The organism is Amycolatopsis japonica, assembly GCF_000732925.1.
GTDB classification, from domain to species: Bacteria; Actinomycetota; Actinomycetes; order Mycobacteriales; family Pseudonocardiaceae; genus Amycolatopsis; species Amycolatopsis japonica.
In genome coordinates this window covers 4,251,994-4,272,631 of sequence record NZ_CP008953.1, presented here as the reverse complement: position 1 = coordinate 4,272,631, position 20,638 = coordinate 4,251,994, and the positions used below count along the sequence as shown (strand labels likewise).

Below are 20,638 nucleotides of genomic sequence, written 5' to 3'. Positions count from 1 at the left end.
GTTCGCGTCCGGAGAACCAAGGAGAAGCAATGCTGCGTGTCGCCGTGCCGAACAAGGGAGCCCTCGCCGCCGCTGCGACGGAGATGCTCGGCGAGGCCGGCTACCGCAAGCGACATGAGGCCCGCGACCTGACCGTCCTCGACACGGTCAACGAGGTCGAGTTCTTCTTCTTGCGTCCCAAGGACATCGCGATCTACGTCGGATCCGGCGAACTGGACCTCGGCATCACCGGCCGCGACCTCGCGCTCGACTCAGGCGCCCCGGTCGAGGAGATCCTCGGCCTCGGCTTCGGCGGTTCCACCTTCCGGTACGCCGCGCCAGCGGGCCGGGAGTGGCGGGCCGAAGACCTGCAGGGCAAGCGGCTCGCGACGTCGTACCCGCGGCTCGTGCGCGAGAACCTCAAGCAGCACGGGGTCGAGGCGGAGGTCATCCGCCTCGACGGCGCCGTCGAGATCTCAATCCAGCTCGGCGTGGCCGACGCCATCGCGGACGTCGTCGAGTCGGGACGTTCGTTGCGCCAGCACAACCTCGTGGCCTTCGGCGACCCGATCTGCGTATCGGAGGCGGTGCTGCTGCAGCGGGCGGGCACCGAGCACACCCGGCCCAAGGACCAGCTGAAGGCACGGCTGCAGGGTGTCGTCTTCGCCCAGCACTACATGATGCTGGACTACGACTGCCCGCGGTCGCTGCTCGACGCGGCCATCGCGATCACGCCGGGACTCGAGTCGCCGACCGTCGCGCCGCTGGCGCACGAAGACTGGGTGGCCGTGCGGGCGATGGTGCCGCGCAAGGAGGTCAACCGGATCATGGACGAACTCGCCGAGACCGGCGCCAAGGCCGTCCTCGCTTCGGACATCCGGGCCTGCCGCCTCTGACCTCGCTTCAGACGCCATGAAAGGTCCTTTCCTTGCAAATTTTGCAAGGAAAGGACCTTTCATGGCATTGGCTAGCGGGGCCGGTTGGGCTTCTTGGGCATCAGGTCGTAAAGCTTCTTGCGCGCCCCGTTGTCCTTCGCGCTGCGAGTCACCGAGACCTCGGTGATGAAATCCTCGAAGACGAACTCCTCGTCCGCGGGCACGATCGCCGCGGCCGGATGGTTCCGCAGGTAGCCGTCGAGTGTCTCCGCGATCTCCCGGAACGACAATGCCTGCAGCGTTTCCGGCGCGTACGTCGTCACCGGAACGCCGTGCGCGGCGGCTTCGTTCATCACGACGCCGAGCGGGACGTGCGACAGCATCGGGATCCCGAACGCGTACAGCTCCTGCAACGCCGCGGCCGCGTAGTGCGAGATCGGGCGGCGGTACAGCCCTGGCACGAGGCCGTAGTAGGCGATCGGCGGACGGCCGACGGTCTGTTCGACGTAACGCACCTGGTCCGAAAGCAGGCGCAGCGCGCGGATGCTCGTCCGGTCCGGCTGCACCGGCACGAGGATCCCGTGCGAAGCGGCGAGCGCGTTGTTGGTCAGCACGTCGAGTGCGGGCGGGCAGTCGATGATGATGTGGTCGTAGTTGGCGAACTGGATGACCCTGGCCAGCTGCCAGCCGGGCACCCGGAACTGGTCCAGCCGCCGGATCAGGTCGAACATCCCCGGCGAGGTCGGGATGACGTCGAACGCGCCGCCCCGCCCGAGGTTGCTGCGCGGATGCCGGACGACGAGTTCCTCGATCGGGCCCTTCCACACCTTGGTCAGGGCTTTCGCGAGGCTGGGCATGTCCGGTGCCACCTCGTCCAGGCCGAGGAGTTCAGTGGTCGCGTGGCCCTGTGGGTCGAGGTCGATCAGCAGCACCCGGCGGCCGCGTTCGGCCAGTGCGGCCGCCGCGCCCACGCTGAGTGAGGTCTTGCCGACCCCGCCTTTCTGGTTGACCACCGAGGTGATCTGCATGCCGAAGCGCTCCCTGTGTCTGTTGTTCCGGGAAGGCTATTGGAAACCCGCCGAGAAAGCGCGTCTATCAGCCCGCCTGTCGCGGCCGCACCAGCAAGGCCTGAGCCCCCGAGGCGATCGGCCCCGACGTGTCGTGCAGCGTCGTGGTCGCCGTGCCGATCCCGTTCGGGCCGACCAGGGTGGCCGCGTCGACGCCGATCCAGTCGCCGAGGGGCGGGCGGCGGAGGTGCACCGTCAGCTCGGAGTTGATGAACCACCACTCCCGCGGGTCCAGGAAGTTCGAGATCCCGTTGCCGGAATCCGCCAGCACGAACAACCGCTGCAACGGGCTCGGCTTCTCCCCGTCCACGAGCGCGACGCGCTGCCTGCCCCAGACGGTCGCGGGGCCGGGTTCGTCCAGTGCGCCCTTGACGCTGCGCCACTCGACGGCCTCCAGGTATCCGCCGTGCCAGCCCTCCGGCCAGTTCGACGCGGGCAGGCCGTCCGGCGACGGCAGCGCGGGAGCATCCGCCGTGGCCACCGCGGTGGTGTCCGACGTCGCGATGCGCCACGCCGAGGCGCGGGCGACGACCCGCTCGCCGTGAGAGAGCTCGGCCGTCAGCCACTCGACCGACCGGCCCGGCCGTTCCACCCGGGCCCGTACCGACAGCTCCTTCAACGGCGCGGGCCCGAGGATCTCGACCGTCACCCGTGCCAGCTGGCTCGCGTGCGGCGCCTCGACCTCTTCGAGCGCGCGGACCAGCAACGCCGAAGGCGGCCCGAAGTGCTGCGCATCCGGGGTCCACGGGCCGGCGGTGTGCGGGGTCGGGAGGAAGACGCCGTCACCTGACGGCAAGTAAAAAGCTTCTGTCACATAAGCACCCTAATCCGCACGGTCCAATACGGACTCCTCGCCGGGATCCGGCTCCGGCCAGCCCGGGTACGGCGGGGGAGTGCCGCCGTACTGCGGGCAGAGGGCCTGGTGATCGCACCACGCGCAGAGTTTGCTCGGGTTCGGCCGGAAGTCGCCGGTCTTGCCCGCTTTGAGGATCGCCTGCCAGATCGCCTCCAGCGTGCGCTCGAAGCGGATCAGCTCGCCCTCGTCGGGTGTGTAGGCCAGGGACTGCCCGTCGGTGAGGTACATCAGTTTCAGCTGGCGCGGCACGACACCGCGAAGCCGCCAGAGGACCACGGCGTAGAACTTCATCTGGAACATCGCCTTGGCCTCGCCGATCTCGCGGGGCGCGGCACCGGTCTTGTAGTCGACGACGCGGATCTCGCCGGTCGGCGCCACGTCCAGCCGGTCGACGTAGCCCCGGAGCAGCACTCCGGAGCCCAGTTCGATCTCGACGTGCAGCTCACACGCTTCCGGCTCCAGGCGACGCGGATCCTCGAGGCCGAAGTAGGTGTCGACGAGTTGCTCGGCCGAGGAGAGCCATGAGGTGACGGCGTCGGGGTCCTCCTGATCGAACAGGTCGATCCACTCCGGACGTTCCGAGGACAGCTCCTCCCACGCCGGCGCGAGCAGCTCCTTGGCCTGCGGAGGGGTGCGATCGGCCTGCGGAAGGGAGAACAGGCGCTCCAGCACGGAATGCACCAGCGTGCCGCGCAGCTGGGCCTTCGTCGGGATCTCGGGCAGTCTGTCGACCGCGCGGAAGCGGTAGAGCAGCGGACACTGCTTGAAGTCGCTGGCACGCGACGGGGACAGGGCCGGCCGACGGCGCGGGACTTCGGCGCCGGGCGGCGGATCGGCGGTGACCGTGTCGGTGTCGGGCATGGGGGAAGCGTATCGCCGGGCACCGACAGTTCCGGGACCGCGACGCACCGGAGCGGCATGACCGACACCACCCGGACGGGAAGGGCGGGTTACCGGCACCCCACACCTGGGCATCTACGCTTCGACACATGGCGGTGACGGGTGAGCAGGGCCCGCCTCGACGAGGCGTGGCACCAGAGGGTGGGCTCCTGCTGTTCCGGGTCTCCGGGATCCCCGTGCTGCTGGCCCCTTCGTGGTGGATCGGCTCCCTGATCATCGTGGTGCTCTACACACCGCTGGTCGGCCGGATCCTGCCCGGAGTCACCACGCTGACCTCCTGGCTGCTGGCCGCCGCGTTCGCGGTCCTGCTCGGACTGTCGGTGCTCGCGCACGAACTCGGGCACTGCCTGGTCGCGCTGCGCCTCGGCATCCCGGTCAGGCGCCTGCGACTGTTCCTGCTCGGCGGCCTCTCCGAGGTCGCCAGGACTCCCCGCCAGCCTCGGCAGGAAGGGCTCGTCGCCGCCGCGGGACCGGTCGTTTCGTTGCTGCTCGGCGGATTCTGCGGGCTGCTGATGTTCGCCGTCCCGCCGGAAAGCGCCGCCTGGCTGCTCATCGCCGAATGCGCCGTCGCGAACTTCGCCGTCGGGATCTTCAACCTCCTTCCCGGACTTCCGCTCGACGGCGGACGACTCGTCCGCGCCGGGGTCTGGGCCGTCACGGGACGCCGCGAGAAGGGCACGCGCGCGGCGGTCGTCGGCGGCGGTGTCGTCGCGGCGGGACTGGTCGTCTGGGCGCTGTGGGGGTTGGCGGCGGGCAGCGAGGACCGTTGGCTCCGCCTCGGTGTCTGCGTCGTGACGGCGTGGTTCGTGGTCCTCGGCGCGCGAAGCGAACTCGCCGCCGAAACACGCCGAGGCTGGCCGGAAGGCGTACGGCTGAGCGAACTCATCCGGCCCGTTCTCCAGCTTCCCGCGGAAAGCCCCGTCTCGGACGCGCTGGCCGCTTCGGCGGGCCGTGGGGTGGTCCTGGTGCGCGCCGACGGCGTCGCCGCCGGGCTGCTCGACGAGACGGCCGCCGCGCAACTGGCCGGGACGTCACCGCACGCGCCCGCGGAGATGGCCGCGGAGCCGATCCGCGCAGACACCGTGCTGCTCTCCTCGGAGTCGGGGGAGGAGATCGCCGAGCGGGTCAGGGAAACCGCCGCGTGGCAGTTCCTCGTCGTGGACGACGAAGGCAGGCCCGCGGGGGTACTCCGGCGGGAAGACCTGCGCGCCGCGATGACCCGGAGCCGACCCCCGGCGTAGCGCGGCGAGGCCACCTGCGAGGATCGGTCGTCGATCAGTTAGCGGGTATGGAGGTTCAGTGTCGGTCCGTGGGCCGTTTCGTGTTGGTGACCGGGTTCAGCTGACCGACTCCAAAGGGCGGCACTACACCATGGTGCTCGCCGAGGGACAGCAGTATCACACCCACCGCGGCGCGCTGGCGCACGACGACGTGATCGGTGCGCAGGAGGGTTCGGTCGTCACTTCGGCCGGCGGCAGCCACTATCTGGCGCTGCGCCCGTTGCTGCCCGACTACGTGTTGTCGATGCCGCGTGGCGCGCAGGTGATCTACCCGAAGGACGCCGCGCAGATCGTGATGTGGGGCGACATCTTCCCGGGGGCGCGGGTGCTCGAAGCCGGTGCCGGTTCCGGCGCGCTGACCTGCTCGCTGCTGCGTGCGGTCGGTTCGGAAGGCACTGTGCAGTCCTACGAGATCCGGGACGACCACGCCGAACACGCCGAGCGGAACGTGGAGAAGTTCTTCGGCCACAAGCCGGACAACTGGTCGCTGACGGTCGCGGACCTTTCGACGCACACCGGCGAGGTCGACCGCGTCGTCCTCGACATGCTCGCGCCTTGGGACCAGCTGGAGACGGTCGCCGCGCATCTGGTGCCCGGTGGCGTGCTCACGGTCTATGTGGCGACGGTCACACAGCTTTCGCGGATCACGGAAGCCCTGCGGGATCAGCAGTGCTGGACCGAGCCGGAGTCATGGGAGACCCTCATGCGGCCGTGGCACGTCGTGAGTCTCGCGGTGCGGCCGGACCACCGGATGGTCGCGCACACCGCGTTCCTGCTGACGGCGCGCCGTCTGGCGGACGGGACCGTGTCGCCGCGGGTCCACCGTCGTTCCGGCAAGGGCTGATCGATACTGGTGGCCGTGCTCGCCTGAAGGACCCTTTCCCTGCACCTGACGCAGGGCACCGGCAAAGTCGTATAAGCGCTGGTCGGTGCCACTCTTGGTGATTCGGACCGGATCTTCGAACGGGGCGGTTGGCAGGAGGCTCGACCGGATTATGTCCACAAAGGACACCAGTCGTGTCTTGGGTTCTTCTGGCCTCGGGGTGGCTGAAGGGGCCTTTCACCGCATGGGACGGGGGTAAAGCGCCCTTCGTCGCATGCGATGAGGGGACGTGCCGTGAATGCCCGCAGGGACGCTCTTCGCCGGCTGAATGTCCGGTTGATGTCTACATGCCCGATTTGTCGAGGGGGTCGTGAGTGATAAAATGCGTTAGAACGCTCTTTATCACTCACGACCCAGCCCACACGCATCACGACTGGACACCGATACGGACTTAAGGCACGAACTTCTGACGCAGGACACTAGGCGCGAGGAAGGGTCCTTCACGGATCGCGGGCGATCACTTCACGCACCACTTGCCGTCTTGTTTCTTCAGCGGGAACGGCGTGTCCTTCTGGCCGCCCGCACCCTCGACGTGAACGGTCACCGAGGCGGAGTCGCCGCTGACCGACGGCGGATCGGGGACGGTCGCGGTGACCTTCCCCGCGGCCGCCCACTTCCGGCCGAGCTCGGCCAGATCGGCCGAGGACTGCTGGACACAGGTGAGCTTCCCGAACGCGGTCGCGTCGTGGTTGACGATGGCCGCGGCGATCGCCTTGCCGGCGACCTCGACCGCGGACACGTCCGGATCCACCGGCACCGGACGGGACGAACCCGGCCGCTGCTCGGGCGTGACACTGCTCGACGCGGCCGGGTCGGAGCCGGACGGGGCCACCAGCAGCAGCCCCACCACGACCCCGGCCACGACCGCGCCGCAAACCACCGCGACGGCGGTCAGCTTGTGGCTCACCGTCACGGGTAGGTCACTTCTTGTCGGCCTTGATGTCCTTGAGGCACCACAGGTCCGATTCCTTGGCCGCGGTGATGGTGCCTTCCGCGGTCTTGGTGCCCTGGGTGGCGCGGTAACGCCCGGTCGCCCGGTCGCCGCTTTCCTTGGCGGGCTCGATGATCTCGAGCTTGATCGGGTCGAGCGGCTTGCCCTCGTCCTTGGTGTTCTCGCTACGGCAGATCAGGTCGAGGAACGTCTTCTTGTCACCCGCGCTATAGGAAGTCGCGGCGCCTTCGAAGACCTCCTGCGGCGTGGCCTTGCCGCCCGGCGCCGGGCCGGAGCTCTTGGTCGACGACGTGCTCGGCGAGCTGGACCTGGTGCGCGTCGAGCTCGGCTTCTGCGACGAGGACGGGGCCTCCGACGGAGCGGCGCTGCTGGAGGGCGGCGCGGCGACCGGGTTGTCGTCGCCGGAGTTCAGCGCGATGACCAGTGCGGTGACACCGCCACCGACCAGCACGACCGCGCCGATCGCGATGCCGACGATCAGGCCGGTCTTCTTTTTCTTGGGTGGCTCTCCGCCGCCGTAACCGCCTTCCTGCGGGTACGCGTTGAAGCCGCCCTGCTGCCCGTACGGATCCGGCTGGCCGAACTGCTGCGTGCCACCGGGGTATCCCTGCTGGGGCTGAGGACCGCTCTGCGGGTAACCACCTTGCTGCTGGCCGTACGGGTCCTGCTGTCCGTACTGGCCGGCACCGGGGTATCCCTGTTGCGGCTGGGGGCCGCTCTGCGGGTACCCGCCCTGCTGGCCGTACGGATCCTGTCCGTAGCCGCCGGGCTGCTGCGGCGGGTATGTCATGGCTGGTGCCCCCTAGCTGTTCCGCGAAAATGCTCAACATGACCTGCGGGTCCGCCTCCCCGGCGAACGTCGCCCGATGCTAGCCATCGAGCCGGATCGCCGCTCGATTAGGGCCGAACTGAGACCCGAAACCCGTTTGCACCCGGACGGAGCCGGGTATTCCGTCGCAGGTCAGGGCAGGTGGACGGATTGTGACCATGAGTGCGCCGGACCCGGCACCGGGATGGCCCCTTGCGCGTCGCGAAGGTACGTGCTGGTGGGTCGTCCGGAACGCGACGCGCCGATCTTGTGATGCGGAAAGGCCTTTTATTGTCGGTGATCGCCGGTACCGTGGAATGAAAAGCACTCCGAGGAGGTGCCCGATGCATCATGACCTTCCCGGAGGTCGGCGCGAGGAGGCCGACCCTTCAGAAACGACCGGAGCTGGAACCACGTCCGACGAGCAGGCACGTCAAATCCGCTTCCTCGAGGAGGAAGTCGCCCTGCTGCGCCGGAAGCTCACCGATTCCCCACGTCAGAACCGAGTGCTGGAGCAGCGACTCGCCGAGGCGTCGGAACGCGTGAGCCAACTCACGGAACGCAACACGAAACTGGTCGAGACGCTCCGCGAGGCGCGTGGCCAGTTGCTCGCGTTGCGGGAGGAGGTCGACAGGCTGGCCCAGCCTCCGAGCGGTTACGGCGTGTTCGTCACCGCGTACGAGGACAACACGGTGGACGTGTTCACCGCGGGCCGCAAGATGCGGGTTTCGGTCTCACCCGCGGTCGAGGTCTCGTCGCTGCAGCGCGGACAGGCGTTGCGGCTCAACGAGGCGCTCACCGTCGTCGAAGGCGGTGACTTCGAGCGGATCGGCGAGGTCTGCGCGCTGCGCGAGGTGCTGGCCCCGGACGTCGAGGGCGGCAGCCCCCGTGCGCTCGTGGTCGGTCACGCGGACGAGGAGCGGGTCGTCCTGCTCTCCGACCCGCTGGCCGAACAGCCCCTCAAGCCGGGCGATTCCCTGCTGGTGGACTCGAAGGCCGGTTACGCCTACGAGCGCGTGCCGAAGGCGGAGGTCGAGGATCTCGTGCTGGAGGAGGTGCCCGACGTCCGCTACGAGGACATCGGTGGCCTCACCCGGCAGATCGAGCAGATCCGCGACGCCGTCGAGCTTCCGTTCCTGCACGCGGATCTGTACCAGGAGTACCAGCTGCGTCCGCCGAAGGGCGTGCTGCTCTACGGGCCTCCTGGCTGCGGAAAGACCCTCATCGCCAAGGCGGTGGCCAACTCGCTCGCCAAGAAGGTCGCGGAAGCCCGCGGCGACTCGGCGGACGGGAAGTCCTACTTCCTGAACATCAAGGGTCCGGAACTGCTGAACAAGTTCGTCGGGGAGACCGAGCGGCATATCCGCCTGATCTTCCAGCGGGCTCGGGAAAAGGCCTCCGAAGGCACCCCGGTGATCGTGTTCTTCGACGAGATGGACTCGATCTTCCGCACCCGCGGTTCGGGCGTGTCCTCCGACGTGGAGACCACGATCGTCCCGCAGCTGCTTTCGGAGATCGACGGTGTCGAAGGCCTGGAGAACGTCATCGTCATCGGCGCCTCCAACCGCGAGGACATGATCGACCCGGCGATCCTGCGGCCGGGCCGGCTCGACGTCAAGATCAAGATCGAGCGTCCGGACGCCGAAGGCGCGAAGGACATCTTCTCCAAGTACCTGTCCGACGGTCTCCCGATCCACGCGGACGACCTCGCCGAGTTCGGCGGGGACGTGAAGGCGACCTTCGACGCGATGATCCAGCACACCGTCGAGCGGATGTACGAAGAGACGGACGAGAACCGGTTCCTCGAGGTCACCTACGCCAACGGTGACAAGGAAGTCCTGTACTTCCGCGACTTCAACTCGGGCGCGATGATCCAGAACATCGTGGACCGGGCGAAGAAGTCGGCCATCAAGTCGGTGCTGGAGACCAAGCAGCCCGGCCTGCGCGTGCAGCATCTGCTGGACGCGATCGTCGACGAGTTCGCGGAGAACGAGGACCTGCCCAACACCACCAACCCGGACGACTGGGCCCGGATCTCCGGCAAGAAGGGCGAGCGGATCGTCTACATCCGCACGCTCGTCACCGGCAAGAACCAGGATTCGGGGCGGGCGATAGACACCGCCACGAACACCGGTCAGTACCTGTAGTCCGAACCGAAGGGGCCCTTCACCGCATACGTTGCGGTGAAGGGCCCCTTCGCGTCACACGGCCACGGCTTCTTCGACCTTCTTGCGCGGGCTCAGCCGCCCGTGTGCGGCCAGAATGCCCAGGACGACGAGCAGTGCGCCGACGGGCTGGTTCCACGCCAGGGGTTCGTCGAGTACGAGAACGCCGAGCAGGACACCCACAACGGGTGTGAGGTAGGTCACTGCCGAGGCGTTCGACGCGCCCCACGCCGCGATGATCGACGCGTTCCAGGCGTACGCCAGACCGGTTCCGAGTGCCCCGAGCGCGATCATGCTGAGCACGATCGGCGTGTCGAGGCGCACCGGCGTCGTCGCGATGAACGGCGCCAGCGCGAGCATCACGACGGCGCCACAACAGACCTGCCCGAGCGCGATGGTCGGCGCGTCGAGGTTCCGCCAGGAGATGAACCGTCGCACGTAGACGAACGAGATCCCATAGCAGGTCGTCGCGCCCAAGCAGGCCAGCTGCGCGGTCAGCTCGTGGGAGACGTCGATCCCTTGCCAGACCCCGACGATGGTGAGCACTCCCAGGAAGCCGAGGATCAGCCCGGTCGTGCGGGCCTTGGTGAACCGTTCCGACGGCAGCGCCGCGGCGGCGATGAGCATGGTGATCAGCGGTGTCGTCGCGTTGAAGATGCTGGCGAGCCCGGACGAGATGTACTGCTCGGCCCAGGAGAACAACAGGAACGGGATGACGCACAGCAGCACGGAGACGACCGCGAGATGGCCCCAGAGCACCGGATCGCGGGGGAGTGGCTTACGACGCCACGCGGCGATGGCCATCAGCGCCACCGCGCCGAGGCAGACGCGAGAGAGTGCCACCTGAGCGGGTGACAGGCCGGTGAGACCGACCTTGATGAACAGAAAACTCGCACCCCATACGATCGCGAGCGCCGCGAACCGGATCGCGATACTGAAACGTCCCAATTGTCCTTCTCCTGATTCCGCAAGTCCGCGCTCAGTGAATCCCGGCATCCCCCTTGCGCTCCAGCGGTTTTCGGACGATGTGTCCGACGCCTCCCGCGTGGCGCTCGGCCGAATCGTCCGTATAACGACCTATACTTCCGGGCTGTGAGCGAATCCTCCGGGCGCCCGCGCGCGCCGATCACCGAAGCCGATGTCCTGGCCTGGCTGGAAACCACGGCCGCCGCCGTCCGGTCGGGCGAGGTGAGCGCGCCCGAACTGATCGAGCTGCTCGGCGAGTTGCGCCGCGCTTCCGCGGCCTGCGCCGACGCCTCCGACTGGGCATTGCTCGCCGCGAGGGAGGAGGGTGCCAGCCTCCGCCAGATCGCGCCGGTGTTCGGCAAGGGTTACGTTCGGGCGCCGGCGGCCCGCCTCGAAAAGCTGCACCGGCAGGCGCAGAATTCGGGCCAGTGGCTCGCGATCCTCCGCCACAAGAACGAAGGAGCCCGGTGACGGACACGGAAATCCCCGTCGGCGACCGGATCGCCGTCGGGCTGGCGGCACTCGGCAGGCCCGCCTACATCAACCTCGGCCGGGCCGAGGCGTTGCCGCCGGGACGTGGGTTCGAGGCGATGCGCGCGGCGACCTACGCAGTGCTGGACGACGCGTACGGCGCGGGCGTCCGCTGGATCGACGTCGCCCGTTCGTATGGTTCTTCGGAAGAGTTCCTGGCCGGCTGGCTCGCCGACCGCGGCCACGCGGACGTGACGGTGTCGAGCAAATGGGGCTACCGCTACGTGGGGGAGTGGAAGCTCGACGCGCCGGTGCACGAGGTCAAGGAGCACACCGCCGCGCGGTTCGCCGGGCAGTGGGCGGAAACCGTTGACCTGCTGGGAAAGGCGGTTTCGCTCTACCAGGTCCACTCGCTCACTGTGGACAGTCCTCTGTTCACCGACGACCGGCTGATCGGCGCGCTCGCCGAACTCGCCGCCGGCGGTGTCCCGGTGGGCTTCTCCACGTCCGGTCCCGCCCAGGCGGACGCGGTACGGCGGGCGTTCGAGCTGGAGGTGGCCGGAACGCCGGTGTTCAGCGCCGTGCAGTCGACGTGGAACCTGCTCGAACCCTCGGTCGGCCCGGCGCTCGCGGAAGCGCACGCCGCCGGGAAACGGGTGCTGGTCAAGGAAACCGTCGCGAACGGACGGCTCGTGGTCGAGCCGCCGTCGCCGCTCGCGCGGATCGCGCGGGAGCACGGGACGGGGCCGGACGCGGTGGCCATCGCGGCGGTGCTCGCGCAGGACTGGCGGCCGGTCGCGGTCATCGGGCCGTCGAGCACGGCGCAGCTGCGGGAGAATCTCGTTGCCGCGAAGGTAAAGCCGACCGCCGACGAACTCGCAGAACTCGCCGCGCTCGCCGAGGAGCCATCCGCGTACTGGCGGCACAGGTCCTGCCTCGGCTGGCGGTGAAGGGCTGGACTAGTCTCGCGGCAAACGTCAGGCGGGACATCGGGGAGGACTCGAGAGTGCGTCATCGGCAGGTACTCGCGGTGGCGACGGTCGCGCTGTTCGGTCTGTCGGGATGCGCCGACCGTCCCAACGACCTCGACACCTACTACGACGACCCGACACCGACGCCCACGGTCGAGCCCGCACAGCCTTCGGTCAAGCCGCAGGCCAATCCGGTTCCGCCGTCGTCGACCCAGGCTCCCGTCCCCGCGGCCGTCTCCGCCGCGTTGCTGACCGACGAGGACGTCGCCGAGGAAGAGGTCGTTCCCGGTGAGAGCAAGGTGTCCGGCTGTCTGACCGGTCTGACGCGCGGCACGAGCCGTTCGGCGTCGTGGTCGTACCCGAGCGGCTCGACGCTGGAACACCAGGTCACCGAATACACCGACCGAGACGCTTCGGACGTCGTCACCCAGGCGGACTGCGAAGGCAGGAAACTCACCCTGACGAAGCAGACCGGCATCGAAGTCCAGCGCGCCTGGTGCGAGGACACGACGTGCACGGTGTTGCTCGCCAAGGGGAAACTCGTCTCCGCCCTCAGCGTGACCGCCGGAACCGAAGCGCGGGCGACGGACGCGGCGAAGCGGCTGTTGCCGATCGTCGCGCAGCGCCTCCGTTCGGCCTAGCGCGCGTCTTCCCGCCGGAACCATTCCAGGGCGCCCAGCCGACCGTCCGGGATGAACCGGCTCTCCGGATCGTCGAGCCACGAACGCAACTCACTCAGTGTCAGCCACCGTCCTTCGACCACTTCGGACGGCTGGTGGACGAAAGGGCCGTCCCAGCGCGTTTCGAAGGCGAAGTTGTGGGCCCGGATCGTGTCGTCGTCGGTGACGTGGACGAAAAGCGGGCGCAGTTCCACTCCGTGAACACCCAGTTCTTCAGCCAGTTCCCGGCGTGCGCATTCCTCCGGCGTCTCGCCCGCGGCGACGATGCCGCCTGCCCAGCAGTCCCATGTGGAGGGATAGACGTCCTTGGTGGCCGTACGGAGATGCACGTAGACACGCTCTCCGTCACTCGAACGGACCAACACCACGCCCGCCGCGTGCCAGAGTCCCTCGGCGCGGACCCGGGAGCGCGTGGCCGCCCCCACCGCGGTTCCGTCGAGGTCATAGAGCGCAACGAGTTCGTCACTGCCTGACATGGGGGGCATCGTCGCACGCCTCCGACCCCGTAGGGTGGTGGGTATGCGGCGGATCATGGGAACCGAAGTCGAGTACGGCATCGCGGTGCCGGGCGACGCGACGGCGAACCCGGTACTCACCTCGACCCAGGTCGTGCTCGCCTACGCGGCCGCGGCGGACGTCCCGCGGGCGAGGCGGGCACGCTGGGACTACGAGGTGGAATCACCCCTGCGCGACGCCCGCGGGTTCGACCTGACCGGCCCGAGCGGCCCAGGGCACGACCCGGACGTCGAGGACCTCGGCGCGGCGAACGTGATCCTGACCAATGGGGCGCGGTTGTACGTCGACCACGCTCACCCGGAGTACTCGGCGCCCGAGGTGACGAACGCGCGTGACGCGGTCATCTGGGACAAGGCGGGTGAACGGGTCATGGAGGAGGCGGCGCGCAAGGCGGCCACCGTTCCCGGGCAGCCCCCGCTTCAGCTGTACAAGAACAACGTCGACGGCAAGGGTGCGAGCTACGGCACGCACGAGAACTACCTGATGCAGCGGTCGACCCCGTTCACCGCGGTGATCGGGGGATTGACGCCGTTCTTCGTCTCCCGACAGGTGATCACGGGTTCCGGCCGGGTCGGCGTCGGGCAGCAGAGCGAGGAAGCGGGCTTCCAGCTCTCGCAGCGGTCCGACTACATCGAGGTCGAGGTCGGCCTGGAGACGACGCTCAAACGCGGCATCATCAACACCCGCGACGAGCCGCACGCCGACGCGGACAAGTACCGCCGTCTCCACGTCATCATCGGCGACGCGAACCTGGCCGAGTACTCGACGTATCTCAAGGTCGGCACGACGGCGCTGGTGCTGGACCTGATCGAGGCGGGTATCCGGTTCGACGACCTGAAACTGGACGAGCCGGTGCGGGCCGTGCACCAGATCAGCCACGACCCCACGCTGAAGGCCAAGGTGTCGCTGGCCAACGGGCGCAAGTACACCGGGCTGGACCTCCAGTTCGCCTACCACGAGATCGCGTCGGCGAACCTGGAGCGCACCGGCGCGGACGAAGCCTCCAAGGAGGTCCTGCGGGTCTGGGGCGAGATCCTCGACGCGCTGGCACGGGACCCCCAGGAATGCGCGGACAGGCTGGACTGGCCGGCGAAGCTGCGGTTGCTCGAGGGCTACCGCGCGCGGGACCAGCTGGCCTGGGGCGCGCCGCGGTTGCGGCTGGTCGACCTGCAGTACTCGGATGTCCGGTTGGACAAGGGCCTGTACAACAGGCTCGTCACCAGGGGTTCGATGAAGCGCCTGGTGACCGAGGAGGAGGTGCTGGAGGCGGTCACGACCCCGCCTTCGGACACCAGGGCCTATTTCCGGGGCCGCACGCTGGAGAAGTACGCCAACTCCATCGCCGCGGCGTCGTGGGATTCGGTCATCTTCGACGTCGGCAGGGAATCGCTGGTGCGGATCCCGACGTTGGAGCCGTTGCGGGGCACGAAGGCCCACGTGGGGAAGTTGCTGGACGACTCCGCGACCGCCGAGGAGCTGGTGGAGGCGCTCACCGGTTCGGACTAGCGGGATTTCCTTTCATCGGGGTTAAGCGATCACGGATCCCACGGAATGTCGGGACCGCTGGGTAGGCTAGGAAACATCGGCCACACCGGGAGGCGAGATGGCTCAGGAAAAGATCGAAAAGCACGGCGGAGGCGACTCGGACGAAGAGTTCGAGGGCGGCGGTCCGGCGGGCCAGGAGCGGCGCGAGAAGCTCGGTGAGGACGTCGACACGATCCTCGACGAGATCGACGACGTGCTCGAGGAGAACGCCGAGGACTTCGTGCGCGCGTACGTGCAAAAGGGCGGCGAGTAGCTCGTTTTCCGGCGGCCCCGGGCCGGGGCCGCCTGTGCGGAGCCGGCGGATCACACAGATTGGAACTTTGAGCACGTATGGAACACACCTCGGGTAAGTCGGCGCTGCCCGCCGCGTACTTCTCGTCGGCGACCTCGTCGTTCTCGGACTTCCTTCGGGCGCAGGCGCCCGAGCTGCTCCCGGAGCGGCGGGTCGCGACGGGCGCGGGCGGGCTGGACGCGCCGCACGGCACGACGATCGTCGCGGTCAAGTTCGCGGGCGGGGTGCTGATCGCCGGTGACCGGCGGGCGACGTCGGGCAACCTGATCGCCTCACGCGACATGGAGAAGGTCCACGTCACCGACGAGTACTCGGCGGTGGGCATCGCGGGCTCGGCCGGGCTGGCGATCGAGATGGTGCGGCTGTACGCGGTCGAACTGGCGCACTACGAGAAGATCGAGGGCGTTTCGCTCTCGCTCGACGGCAAGACGAACAAGCTCGCGGGGCTGGTGAAGTCCAACCTCGAGATGGCGATGGCCGGGCTGGCCGTGCTGCCGCTGTTCGTCGGATACGACCTCGACGCCGAGGACGCGAAGCACGCGGGCCGCATCGTCTCGTACGACGCGACGGGCGGGCGCTACGAGGAGAACGCCGGCTACCACGCCATCGGCTCGGGTTCGCTGTTCGCCAAGGGCTCGCTGAAGAAGCTGTACGACCCCGACGCGGACGCCGAAGGCGCGATCCGGACGGCGGTGGAGGCCCTGTACGACGCGGCGGACGACGACAGTGCGACCGGCGGACCGGATCTGGTGCGCCGGATCTTCCCGACGATCGTGACGGTCACCGCGGAGCAGGGTGCGGTGGCGTTGCCGGTCGAGCAGACGACCGCGGTGGCCGAGGCGGTCGTGGCCGGACGAGCCGAGCGCGGGCGCTAGCCCTTCTCCCTGTCCCCTTCCCGATGAGAGCCCGAAAGAGCGGAGCACCACAGTGACGATGCCGTTGTACGCCTCTCCCGAGCAGTTGATGCGGGAGCGTTCCGAGATCGCGCGCAAGGGCATCGCGCGTGGCCGGAGCGTGGTCGTGCTCAAGTACCGCGGTGGCGTGCTGTTCGTGGCCGAGAACCCCTCGGCGACGTTGCACAAGGTGTCGGAGATCTACGACCGGATCGGTTTCGCGGCCGTCGGCCGCTACAGCGAGTTCGAGAACCTCCGTGTCGCCGGTATCCGGCACGCGGATCTGAAGGGCTACCAGTACGACCGGCGGGACGTCAGCGCGCGTGCGCTGGCGAACGCGTACGCCGCGACGCTGGGCAGCATCTTCACCGAGCAGCTGAAGCCGTTCGAGGTCGAGGTCTGCGTCGCCGAAGTCGGCGCGACCGCCGCCGAGGACCAGCTGTACCGGTTGACCTACGACGGTTCGATCTTCGACGAGCCGAAGTTCGTCGTGATGGGCGGTCAGGCCGACACGCTCACCACGAAGCTGAAGGAGAGCTTCGAGCCGGACATGGAGCTGGGCGTGGCGCTCGGTGTCGCGGTGAAGGCGTTGCGCGACAACACTCCCACACCCGCGAACGGCGATTCGGACCCGGTGAAGCTCGAGGTCGCCGTGCTGGAGCGGGAGCGGCGGGGCCGCAAGTTCCGCCGGGTCGCCGGTGCGGCGCTGGAGGCGCTGCTGCCCGCCGAGCCCGAAGAGCCGAAGAAGGACGACGCCGACGGCGACAAGCCCGAAGGTGAGTCCAAGAAGGACTGAGCCTCTCTGTACGCGAAGGGCCCCTTCCCGCTTTGGGAAGGGGCCCTTCGCGTTCTCGCCCCACGTTTGTACACAGTGGAACGCAGTGGCGGAGTGGTGTGGGCTGAAGGCTCCCTTCACCGAGTCTGATGCGGCGAAAGGAGCCTTCGCCCCCGGTCGGCTACGGGAGCGGCGGTTCGGTCCTCGGCAGCGAATCAGGGCTCACTTGAGCGACGTGGACGCCGAAAGCCGTGAAGGCCTCCTTCCCTACCTTGAGAGTAGGGAAGGAGGCCTTCACGGAGCGATCAGCCGAGATCAGGCGGGGGTGTCGCCCCACCACTGGCTGCGGCCGCCGGCGATGAAGCTCCACAGCTGGAGCCGCGTGCCGTTGGTGGACGAGTTGCCCTCCGCGGTCAGGTAGCGGCCGCTGGCCGGGCTCTGGAAGCGGACGTAACCCTCGGGGTTGACGGTGCCGCTCCACCACTGGTTCTTGGCACCGGCGATGAAGTCCCAGAGCTGGACGATGGTGCCGTTGCGGTTGATGCTGTTGAGGTCCGCGTCCAGGTAGCGGCCGCTGGCCACGTTCTGGAAGCGGGAGTAGCCCTCGGGGTTGTCGGTGATGTAGAACGCCTGGTGGTCCGCGTTCAAGTTGCAGTCCCAGAGCTGCATCTTGGTGCCGTTGCGGTTGATGGTGTTGAGGTCGGCGTCCCAGCACTTGTTCGGGTTGAGCCCGGACGGGATGAGGTACATGTCCGCGTCGGCGACACCCGCGGCCTGCGTGCGCGCACCGGTCGAGGTGCGCTTCACCGGGATGAGCTTCATGCCGTGCACGGTGACCGTGTTGAATCCGTCGCCGGTGGGCTTCGGGGCCGCGGTCGCGGCCGGAGCGGTGACCAGGGTCAGGACACCCGCGGCGGCGGCGATGATTCCCGCCAGGCGCTTCATTTTCGTCATTTTCTTTCCCCTTTGTGGAAAGCGTTTTCTCCCAGTGAGGTGAAGGGGAACGGCAGAGGACGACAGGCCGCGACGAAACGCGGCCCGCAGGCCAAGCCGATGAATCCCCCTCGTGGAAGGCTCCGCGTAAACCCCCGAGAAGCGGGCCTTCTCCGAACATCATTCAGGTCTGAACCACGGCCGTCGAGGAGATTTCCGATAGCGGCAATAATGCTGTTCAGCGATGTAACGGAATGGCGCGCCTCGCGATCACACGGCGACGACTTCGAGCAAGGCGAGGACACCCGTGCGCATCGAGCTGACGTTGCAGGACCTGACGCGCGTGCGGCTCGCGCCCGAAGCCGATCCCTTGGCCGAGCTGGTTTCGAGTCTGCAGATCCTGCAACGGCGCGACGCGGGTTCGGCGTTGTTCAATCGGTGGCGGCATCGGGTCCGGCTTGGGCTGGGGGAGTCGGCTTCGGTGCTGTTGTGGTTGTGCCGCCCGTACGCGCCGATTCCGGCGTTCCTCGTGCCGGGCGTGGACGAAAGTGGTTTGGAGGCGGGGCTCGCGGAAGTCGCCCGCACCGACCCGCTGTGCTTGAAATCGGCGTTGCGGGATTTCCCGGTGAACCGGGAGCTGCCGTCGTGGGCGGCGGGATTGCCGGACGGGGACACGGCCGGGCTGCCGAAGCTCGTCCAGGCGATGCAGGACTATTTCGAACTGTCGTTGGCGCCGGGCTGGGAGCCGGCGCGCGCACAGGTGGACGCGGACCGGGGGATGCGGGCGCAACTGCTCCTGCACGACGGCGCCGACGCGATGCTCACGAGTCTGCGGCCGCTGGTGCGCTGGGCTTCGCCGGTGCTGGAGGTCGGCGACGGGATCGTCGGTTCCTGCGGCGCGGACGGCGGCGGGCTGATCATCTCGCCGACGTACTTCGCGGTGTGCCCGGTGATCGTCCCGGCGACGGGACGATCACCGGTCCGGCTGCTCTACCCCTCGGTGCGGCAGGCGGCCCCGTCGACCGGATACGGCCGCGACGTGCGGAGATCGCCGGACACCGCCCTCGCCGACCTGCTCGGCCCGACCCGGGCGGCGACACTGGCGGTCCTGGCGGTCGGCTGCAGCACGTCGGAGCTGGCCGCCCGGTTGGGCGTGACCCCGTCGGCGGCCAGCAAGCACGCCGCCGTGTTGCGGCGCGCGGGGCTGATCACCACCGAACGGGACCGCAACGCCGTGCTGCACGCGCTGACGCCCCTGGGCACCGCGCTGCTCGGTAATTAGAGCCGGTAGATGGTGAGCGCGCTGGGCCGCGACCGGAAGCGGAAGTCGTTGCCGAGCGGGCCGACCTCGCCGTCGGTGGCGACCCGGCGGTTGCCGTTGAGCAGCCGGACGTGCAGCTCCGGGACGTCGAGCTCCTGGTAGACGTGGCTGGCGTTGAGGCTGTTCGTGATCGTCGCGAGGATGAACCGCGCCCGCGAGTACGGCACGTCGGCGCGCAGGTAGCGCACGTCGAGAAGACCGGTGTCGAGGGCCGGGCGGCGTGAGGGCGCGAAGCCCTTCGGCGAGTAGGTGCCGTTGCCGACGAACAGCAGCCAGATGCTGGTGTGCTTGCCGTTGAGGGTCACTTCGAGCGGCTTCGCACGCCGGAGGGTGCGGGCGAGCGCGATCGCCGCGGACGGCCACTTCGGATGCCGCTTCTGCAGCTTTTCCCGGATGCGGACCATCTCCGGGTAGCCGCCGAGGCTGGCGGTGTTGACGAAGTAGCGGTGGTCATCGTCGTCGTTGATCTCGACCTCGCCGAGGTCCACCCCGACGGCGTTGCCCGCTTCGGTCGCGGCGTCCGCGTCGGGCATCGAACGCATGCCGACGTCGCGGGCGAAATGGTTGAGGGTGCCCGCCGGGATGAGCGCGAGCGGCAGGTCGTGGTCGGCCGCGACGGCGGCCACCGCGGCCACGGTCCCGTCGCCACCGGCGACACCGAGCGCGCGCACGGTGTTGTCGCGGGCGGCGATCTCGTCGCAGAGCTGATCGCGCAGGTCCCGTTTCGCGTCCGGGTACAGGATGGTGGCCTTGGGCCAGGCGAAGCGGGCTTCCTCGGTCGGGTCCTGGCCGTCGATCCCCGAATGCGGGTTGACCAGGACGAGCATGTCCTCGCCGTCGCGCATCTCGGGCGCCTCGGCGGTGTGCGCGGTGCGGCCGGGGACGTCGTCGTTCAGCGGCCACCAATGCCGCGTCAGCAGGCCCGCGCCGACGCCGATGCCGATCCCCACCCCGACGTCACTGGGCCAGTGGACGCCCGTGTGGATCCGGGAATAGGCGACCGCGGCGGCCAGCGGTGCGAGGGCGGCACCCGCCTTGGGCGATTCCATCGCGACGGCCGTGACGAAGGCGGCCGCCGACGCCGAGTGTCCGGACGGGAACGACGACGAAGTCGGGCGCCGGACGAGGCGCCGGTGCATCGGCACCTCCTCGGCGGCGGGACGGCGGCGCGGGAACAGCGGCTTGCCGATCAGGTTCGCCGCCGCGCTGGCCCCGGCGATGGCGGCCACGCCGCGGAGCGCACCCCGGCGCGTCGGACCCTTCTTCGCGGCGAGAGCGATCGCGACACACCACCAGAGTTTGGACTTGTCCGCACTTTTGGAGAGTGAGGTGATCACGTCGTCGGCCCTGGTCCTCGGCAGGGCCGCACTGCGGGCCATCAGCCGCCGATCGGTCCGTCCGACCTTGCGGAAAGGGCGTTTGAGCTGCTTTAACACGGGTTCCCCACTTCCGGGCCGGGACGTCATGCGCGTGATACCCGATCGGGACTTCCCGCACACCTTTCACCGAA

General features: G+C 68.7%; 21 protein-coding genes. 12 read left to right on the top strand and 9 right to left on the bottom strand.

The genetic code is table 11. The annotated features are described in order from the left end of the window. Positions 1–29 precede the first annotated feature (29 nt). Positions 30–875, top strand: coding sequence for an ATP phosphoribosyltransferase (hisG, locus tag AJAP_RS19875; RefSeq protein WP_038513903.1), 846 nt, complete (start codon positions 30–32; stop codon positions 873–875). A gap of 71 nt (positions 876–946) precedes the next feature. Here the strand turns inward: hisG and AJAP_RS19870 are convergent, their stop codons facing one another. From AJAP_RS19870 to AJAP_RS19860, 3 genes are all read right to left on the bottom strand, one after another. Then, positions 947–1,882: a ParA family protein gene (locus tag AJAP_RS19870; protein WP_037337476.1), complete on the bottom strand. Its 936-nt coding sequence runs from the start codon at positions 1,880–1,882 to the stop codon at positions 947–949. 67 nt (positions 1,883–1,949) lie between these two features. Continuing rightward, entirely contained in the window at positions 1,950–2,735 is a 786-nt protein-coding gene (locus AJAP_RS19865) for a thioesterase family protein (RefSeq protein WP_038513901.1), read from the bottom strand. 9 nt (positions 2,736–2,744) lie between these two features. After that, on the bottom strand, positions 2,745–3,638 hold the full coding sequence (locus AJAP_RS19860) for a RecB family exonuclease (protein ID WP_038513898.1): 894 nt from the start codon (positions 3,636–3,638) through the stop codon (positions 2,745–2,747). A 128-nt stretch (positions 3,639–3,766) separates the two neighbouring features. On the opposite strand from AJAP_RS19860, the gene AJAP_RS19855 reads away from it, so the two are divergent. Together AJAP_RS19855 and AJAP_RS19850 are read left to right on the top strand one after the other, a co-directional pair. Next, positions 3,767–4,918: a M50 family metallopeptidase gene (locus AJAP_RS19855; RefSeq protein WP_051972523.1), complete on the top strand. Its 1,152-nt coding sequence runs from the start codon at positions 3,767–3,769 to the stop codon at positions 4,916–4,918. Between the two features lie 58 nt (positions 4,919–4,976). After that, the gene (locus AJAP_RS19850) at positions 4,977–5,801 is read left to right on the top strand and encodes a tRNA (adenine-N1)-methyltransferase (protein ID WP_007035384.1); all 825 of its coding nucleotides are present in this window, start codon (positions 4,977–4,979) and stop codon (positions 5,799–5,801) included. A 496-nt stretch (positions 5,802–6,297) separates the two neighbouring features. Here AJAP_RS19850 and AJAP_RS19845 read toward each other — a convergent pair whose 3' ends face one another. Both AJAP_RS19845 and AJAP_RS19840 read right to left on the bottom strand, forming a co-directional pair. Continuing rightward, on the bottom strand, positions 6,298–6,753 hold the full coding sequence (locus AJAP_RS19845; protein WP_084098256.1) for a hypothetical protein: 456 nt from the start codon (positions 6,751–6,753) through the stop codon (positions 6,298–6,300). 7 nt (positions 6,754–6,760) lie between these two features. Continuing rightward, complete coding sequence (locus AJAP_RS19840; RefSeq protein ID WP_038513892.1) at positions 6,761–7,582, bottom strand: hypothetical protein; 822 nt, start codon at positions 7,580–7,582, stop codon at positions 6,761–6,763. Between the two features lie 362 nt (positions 7,583–7,944). Between AJAP_RS19840 and arc the strand changes: the two genes are divergently transcribed. Further along, positions 7,945–9,747 carry a proteasome ATPase gene (gene arc, locus AJAP_RS19835; RefSeq protein WP_037337492.1) on the top strand — a complete coding sequence of 601 codons (1,803 nt, stop codon included), beginning with the start codon at positions 7,945–7,947 and terminating at the stop codon, positions 9,745–9,747. A 54-nt stretch (positions 9,748–9,801) separates the two neighbouring features. Here arc and AJAP_RS19830 read toward each other — a convergent pair whose 3' ends face one another. Next, positions 9,802–10,713, bottom strand: coding sequence for a DMT family transporter (locus AJAP_RS19830; RefSeq protein WP_038513889.1), 912 nt, complete (start codon positions 10,711–10,713; stop codon positions 9,802–9,804). 144 nt (positions 10,714–10,857) lie between these two features. Here AJAP_RS19830 and AJAP_RS19825 point away from each other — a divergent pair, with 144 nt between their 5' ends. From AJAP_RS19825 to AJAP_RS19815, 3 genes are read left to right on the top strand one after another with little or no spacing between them, the layout of a single operon-like run. After that, positions 10,858–11,202 (top strand): hypothetical protein, encoded by a 345-nt coding sequence (locus AJAP_RS19825; RefSeq protein WP_038513887.1) that lies wholly within the window; start codon positions 10,858–10,860, stop codon positions 11,200–11,202. Next, positions 11,199–12,152 (top strand): aldo/keto reductase, encoded by a 954-nt coding sequence (locus AJAP_RS19820; protein ID WP_038513885.1) that lies wholly within the window; start codon positions 11,199–11,201, stop codon positions 12,150–12,152. Before AJAP_RS19825 ends, AJAP_RS19820 begins: the two co-directional genes overlap by 4 nt. A 56-nt stretch (positions 12,153–12,208) precedes the next feature. Then, positions 12,209–12,814 (top strand): hypothetical protein, encoded by a 606-nt coding sequence (locus AJAP_RS19815; protein WP_038513882.1) that lies wholly within the window; start codon positions 12,209–12,211, stop codon positions 12,812–12,814. On the opposite strand, the gene AJAP_RS19810 is transcribed toward AJAP_RS19815, so the two are convergent. Beyond that, a complete protein-coding gene (locus AJAP_RS19810; RefSeq protein ID WP_038513880.1) occupies positions 12,811–13,329 on the bottom strand; it encodes an NUDIX hydrolase in 519 nt (172 codons plus the stop codon). The two genes, AJAP_RS19815 and AJAP_RS19810, sit on opposite strands and share 4 nt — an antisense overlap. Before the next feature lie 43 nt (positions 13,330–13,372). On the opposite strand from AJAP_RS19810, the gene dop reads away from it, so the two are divergent. The 4 genes from dop (at position 13,373) to prcA (ending at position 16,895) form a co-directional block, all read left to right on the top strand. Further along, positions 13,373–14,875: a depupylase/deamidase Dop gene (dop, locus tag AJAP_RS19805; RefSeq protein ID WP_038513877.1), complete on the top strand. Its 1,503-nt coding sequence runs from the start codon at positions 13,373–13,375 to the stop codon at positions 14,873–14,875. Positions 14,876–14,972: 97 nt separating this feature from the next. Then, positions 14,973–15,167, top strand: coding sequence for a ubiquitin-like protein Pup (locus tag AJAP_RS19800; RefSeq protein ID WP_005150863.1), 195 nt, complete (start codon positions 14,973–14,975; stop codon positions 15,165–15,167). 77 nt (positions 15,168–15,244) lie between these two features. Beyond that, positions 15,245–16,081, top strand: a complete 837-nt coding sequence (gene prcB / locus AJAP_RS19795) for a proteasome subunit beta (RefSeq protein WP_038513874.1) — start codon at positions 15,245–15,247, stop codon at positions 16,079–16,081. A gap of 52 nt (positions 16,082–16,133) precedes the next feature. Continuing rightward, a complete protein-coding gene (prcA, locus tag AJAP_RS19790; protein ID WP_038513871.1) occupies positions 16,134–16,895 on the top strand; it encodes a proteasome subunit alpha in 762 nt (253 codons plus the stop codon). A 294-nt stretch (positions 16,896–17,189) separates the two neighbouring features. Here prcA and AJAP_RS19785 read toward each other — a convergent pair whose 3' ends face one another. Further along, positions 17,190–17,828 carry an RICIN domain-containing protein gene (locus tag AJAP_RS19785; RefSeq protein ID WP_038513868.1) on the bottom strand — a complete coding sequence of 213 codons (639 nt, stop codon included), beginning with the start codon at positions 17,826–17,828 and terminating at the stop codon, positions 17,190–17,192. 286 nt (positions 17,829–18,114) lie between these two features. Between AJAP_RS19785 and AJAP_RS19780 the strand changes: the two genes are divergently transcribed. Beyond that, positions 18,115–19,089: an ArsR/SmtB family transcription factor gene (locus AJAP_RS19780; RefSeq protein WP_038513866.1), complete on the top strand. Its 975-nt coding sequence runs from the start codon at positions 18,115–18,117 to the stop codon at positions 19,087–19,089. On the opposite strand, the gene AJAP_RS19775 is transcribed toward AJAP_RS19780, so the two are convergent. Beyond that, positions 19,086–20,564, bottom strand: a complete 1,479-nt coding sequence (locus tag AJAP_RS19775) for a bifunctional phosphatase PAP2/diacylglycerol kinase family protein (protein ID WP_038513863.1) — start codon at positions 20,562–20,564, stop codon at positions 19,086–19,088. The genes AJAP_RS19780 and AJAP_RS19775 overlap by 4 nt on opposite strands. Positions 20,565–20,638: the final 74 nt, after the last annotated feature.

What these genes read in the sequence shown, in the direction of transcription:
- hisG (WP_038513903.1), top strand. Translation starts at nt 30, where the DNA reads ATGCTGCGTGTCGCCGTGCCGAACAAGGGAGCCCTCGCCGCCGCTGCG.
- AJAP_RS19870 (WP_037337476.1), bottom strand. Translation starts at nt 1,882, where the DNA reads ATGCAGATCACCTCGGTGGTCAACCAGAAAGGCGGGGTCGGCAAGACC.
- AJAP_RS19860 (WP_038513898.1), bottom strand. Translation starts at nt 3,638, where the DNA reads ATGCCCGACACCGACACGGTCACCGCCGATCCGCCGCCCGGCGCCGAA.
- AJAP_RS19855 (WP_051972523.1), top strand. Translation starts at nt 3,767, where the DNA reads ATGGCGGTGACGGGTGAGCAGGGCCCGCCTCGACGAGGCGTGGCACCA.
- AJAP_RS19840 (WP_038513892.1), bottom strand. Translation starts at nt 7,582, where the DNA reads ATGACATACCCGCCGCAGCAGCCCGGCGGCTACGGACAGGATCCGTAC.
- arc (WP_037337492.1), top strand. Translation starts at nt 7,945, where the DNA reads ATGCATCATGACCTTCCCGGAGGTCGGCGCGAGGAGGCCGACCCTTCA.
- AJAP_RS19810 (WP_038513880.1), bottom strand. Translation starts at nt 13,329, where the DNA reads ATGTCAGGCAGTGACGAACTCGTTGCGCTCTATGACCTCGACGGAACC.
- dop (WP_038513877.1), top strand. Translation starts at nt 13,373, where the DNA reads ATGCGGCGGATCATGGGAACCGAAGTCGAGTACGGCATCGCGGTGCCG.
- AJAP_RS19800 (WP_005150863.1), top strand. Translation starts at nt 14,973, where the DNA reads ATGGCTCAGGAAAAGATCGAAAAGCACGGCGGAGGCGACTCGGACGAA.
- prcB (WP_038513874.1), top strand. Translation starts at nt 15,245, where the DNA reads ATGGAACACACCTCGGGTAAGTCGGCGCTGCCCGCCGCGTACTTCTCG.
- AJAP_RS19785 (WP_038513868.1), bottom strand. Translation starts at nt 17,828, where the DNA reads ATGACGAAAATGAAGCGCCTGGCGGGAATCATCGCCGCCGCCGCGGGT.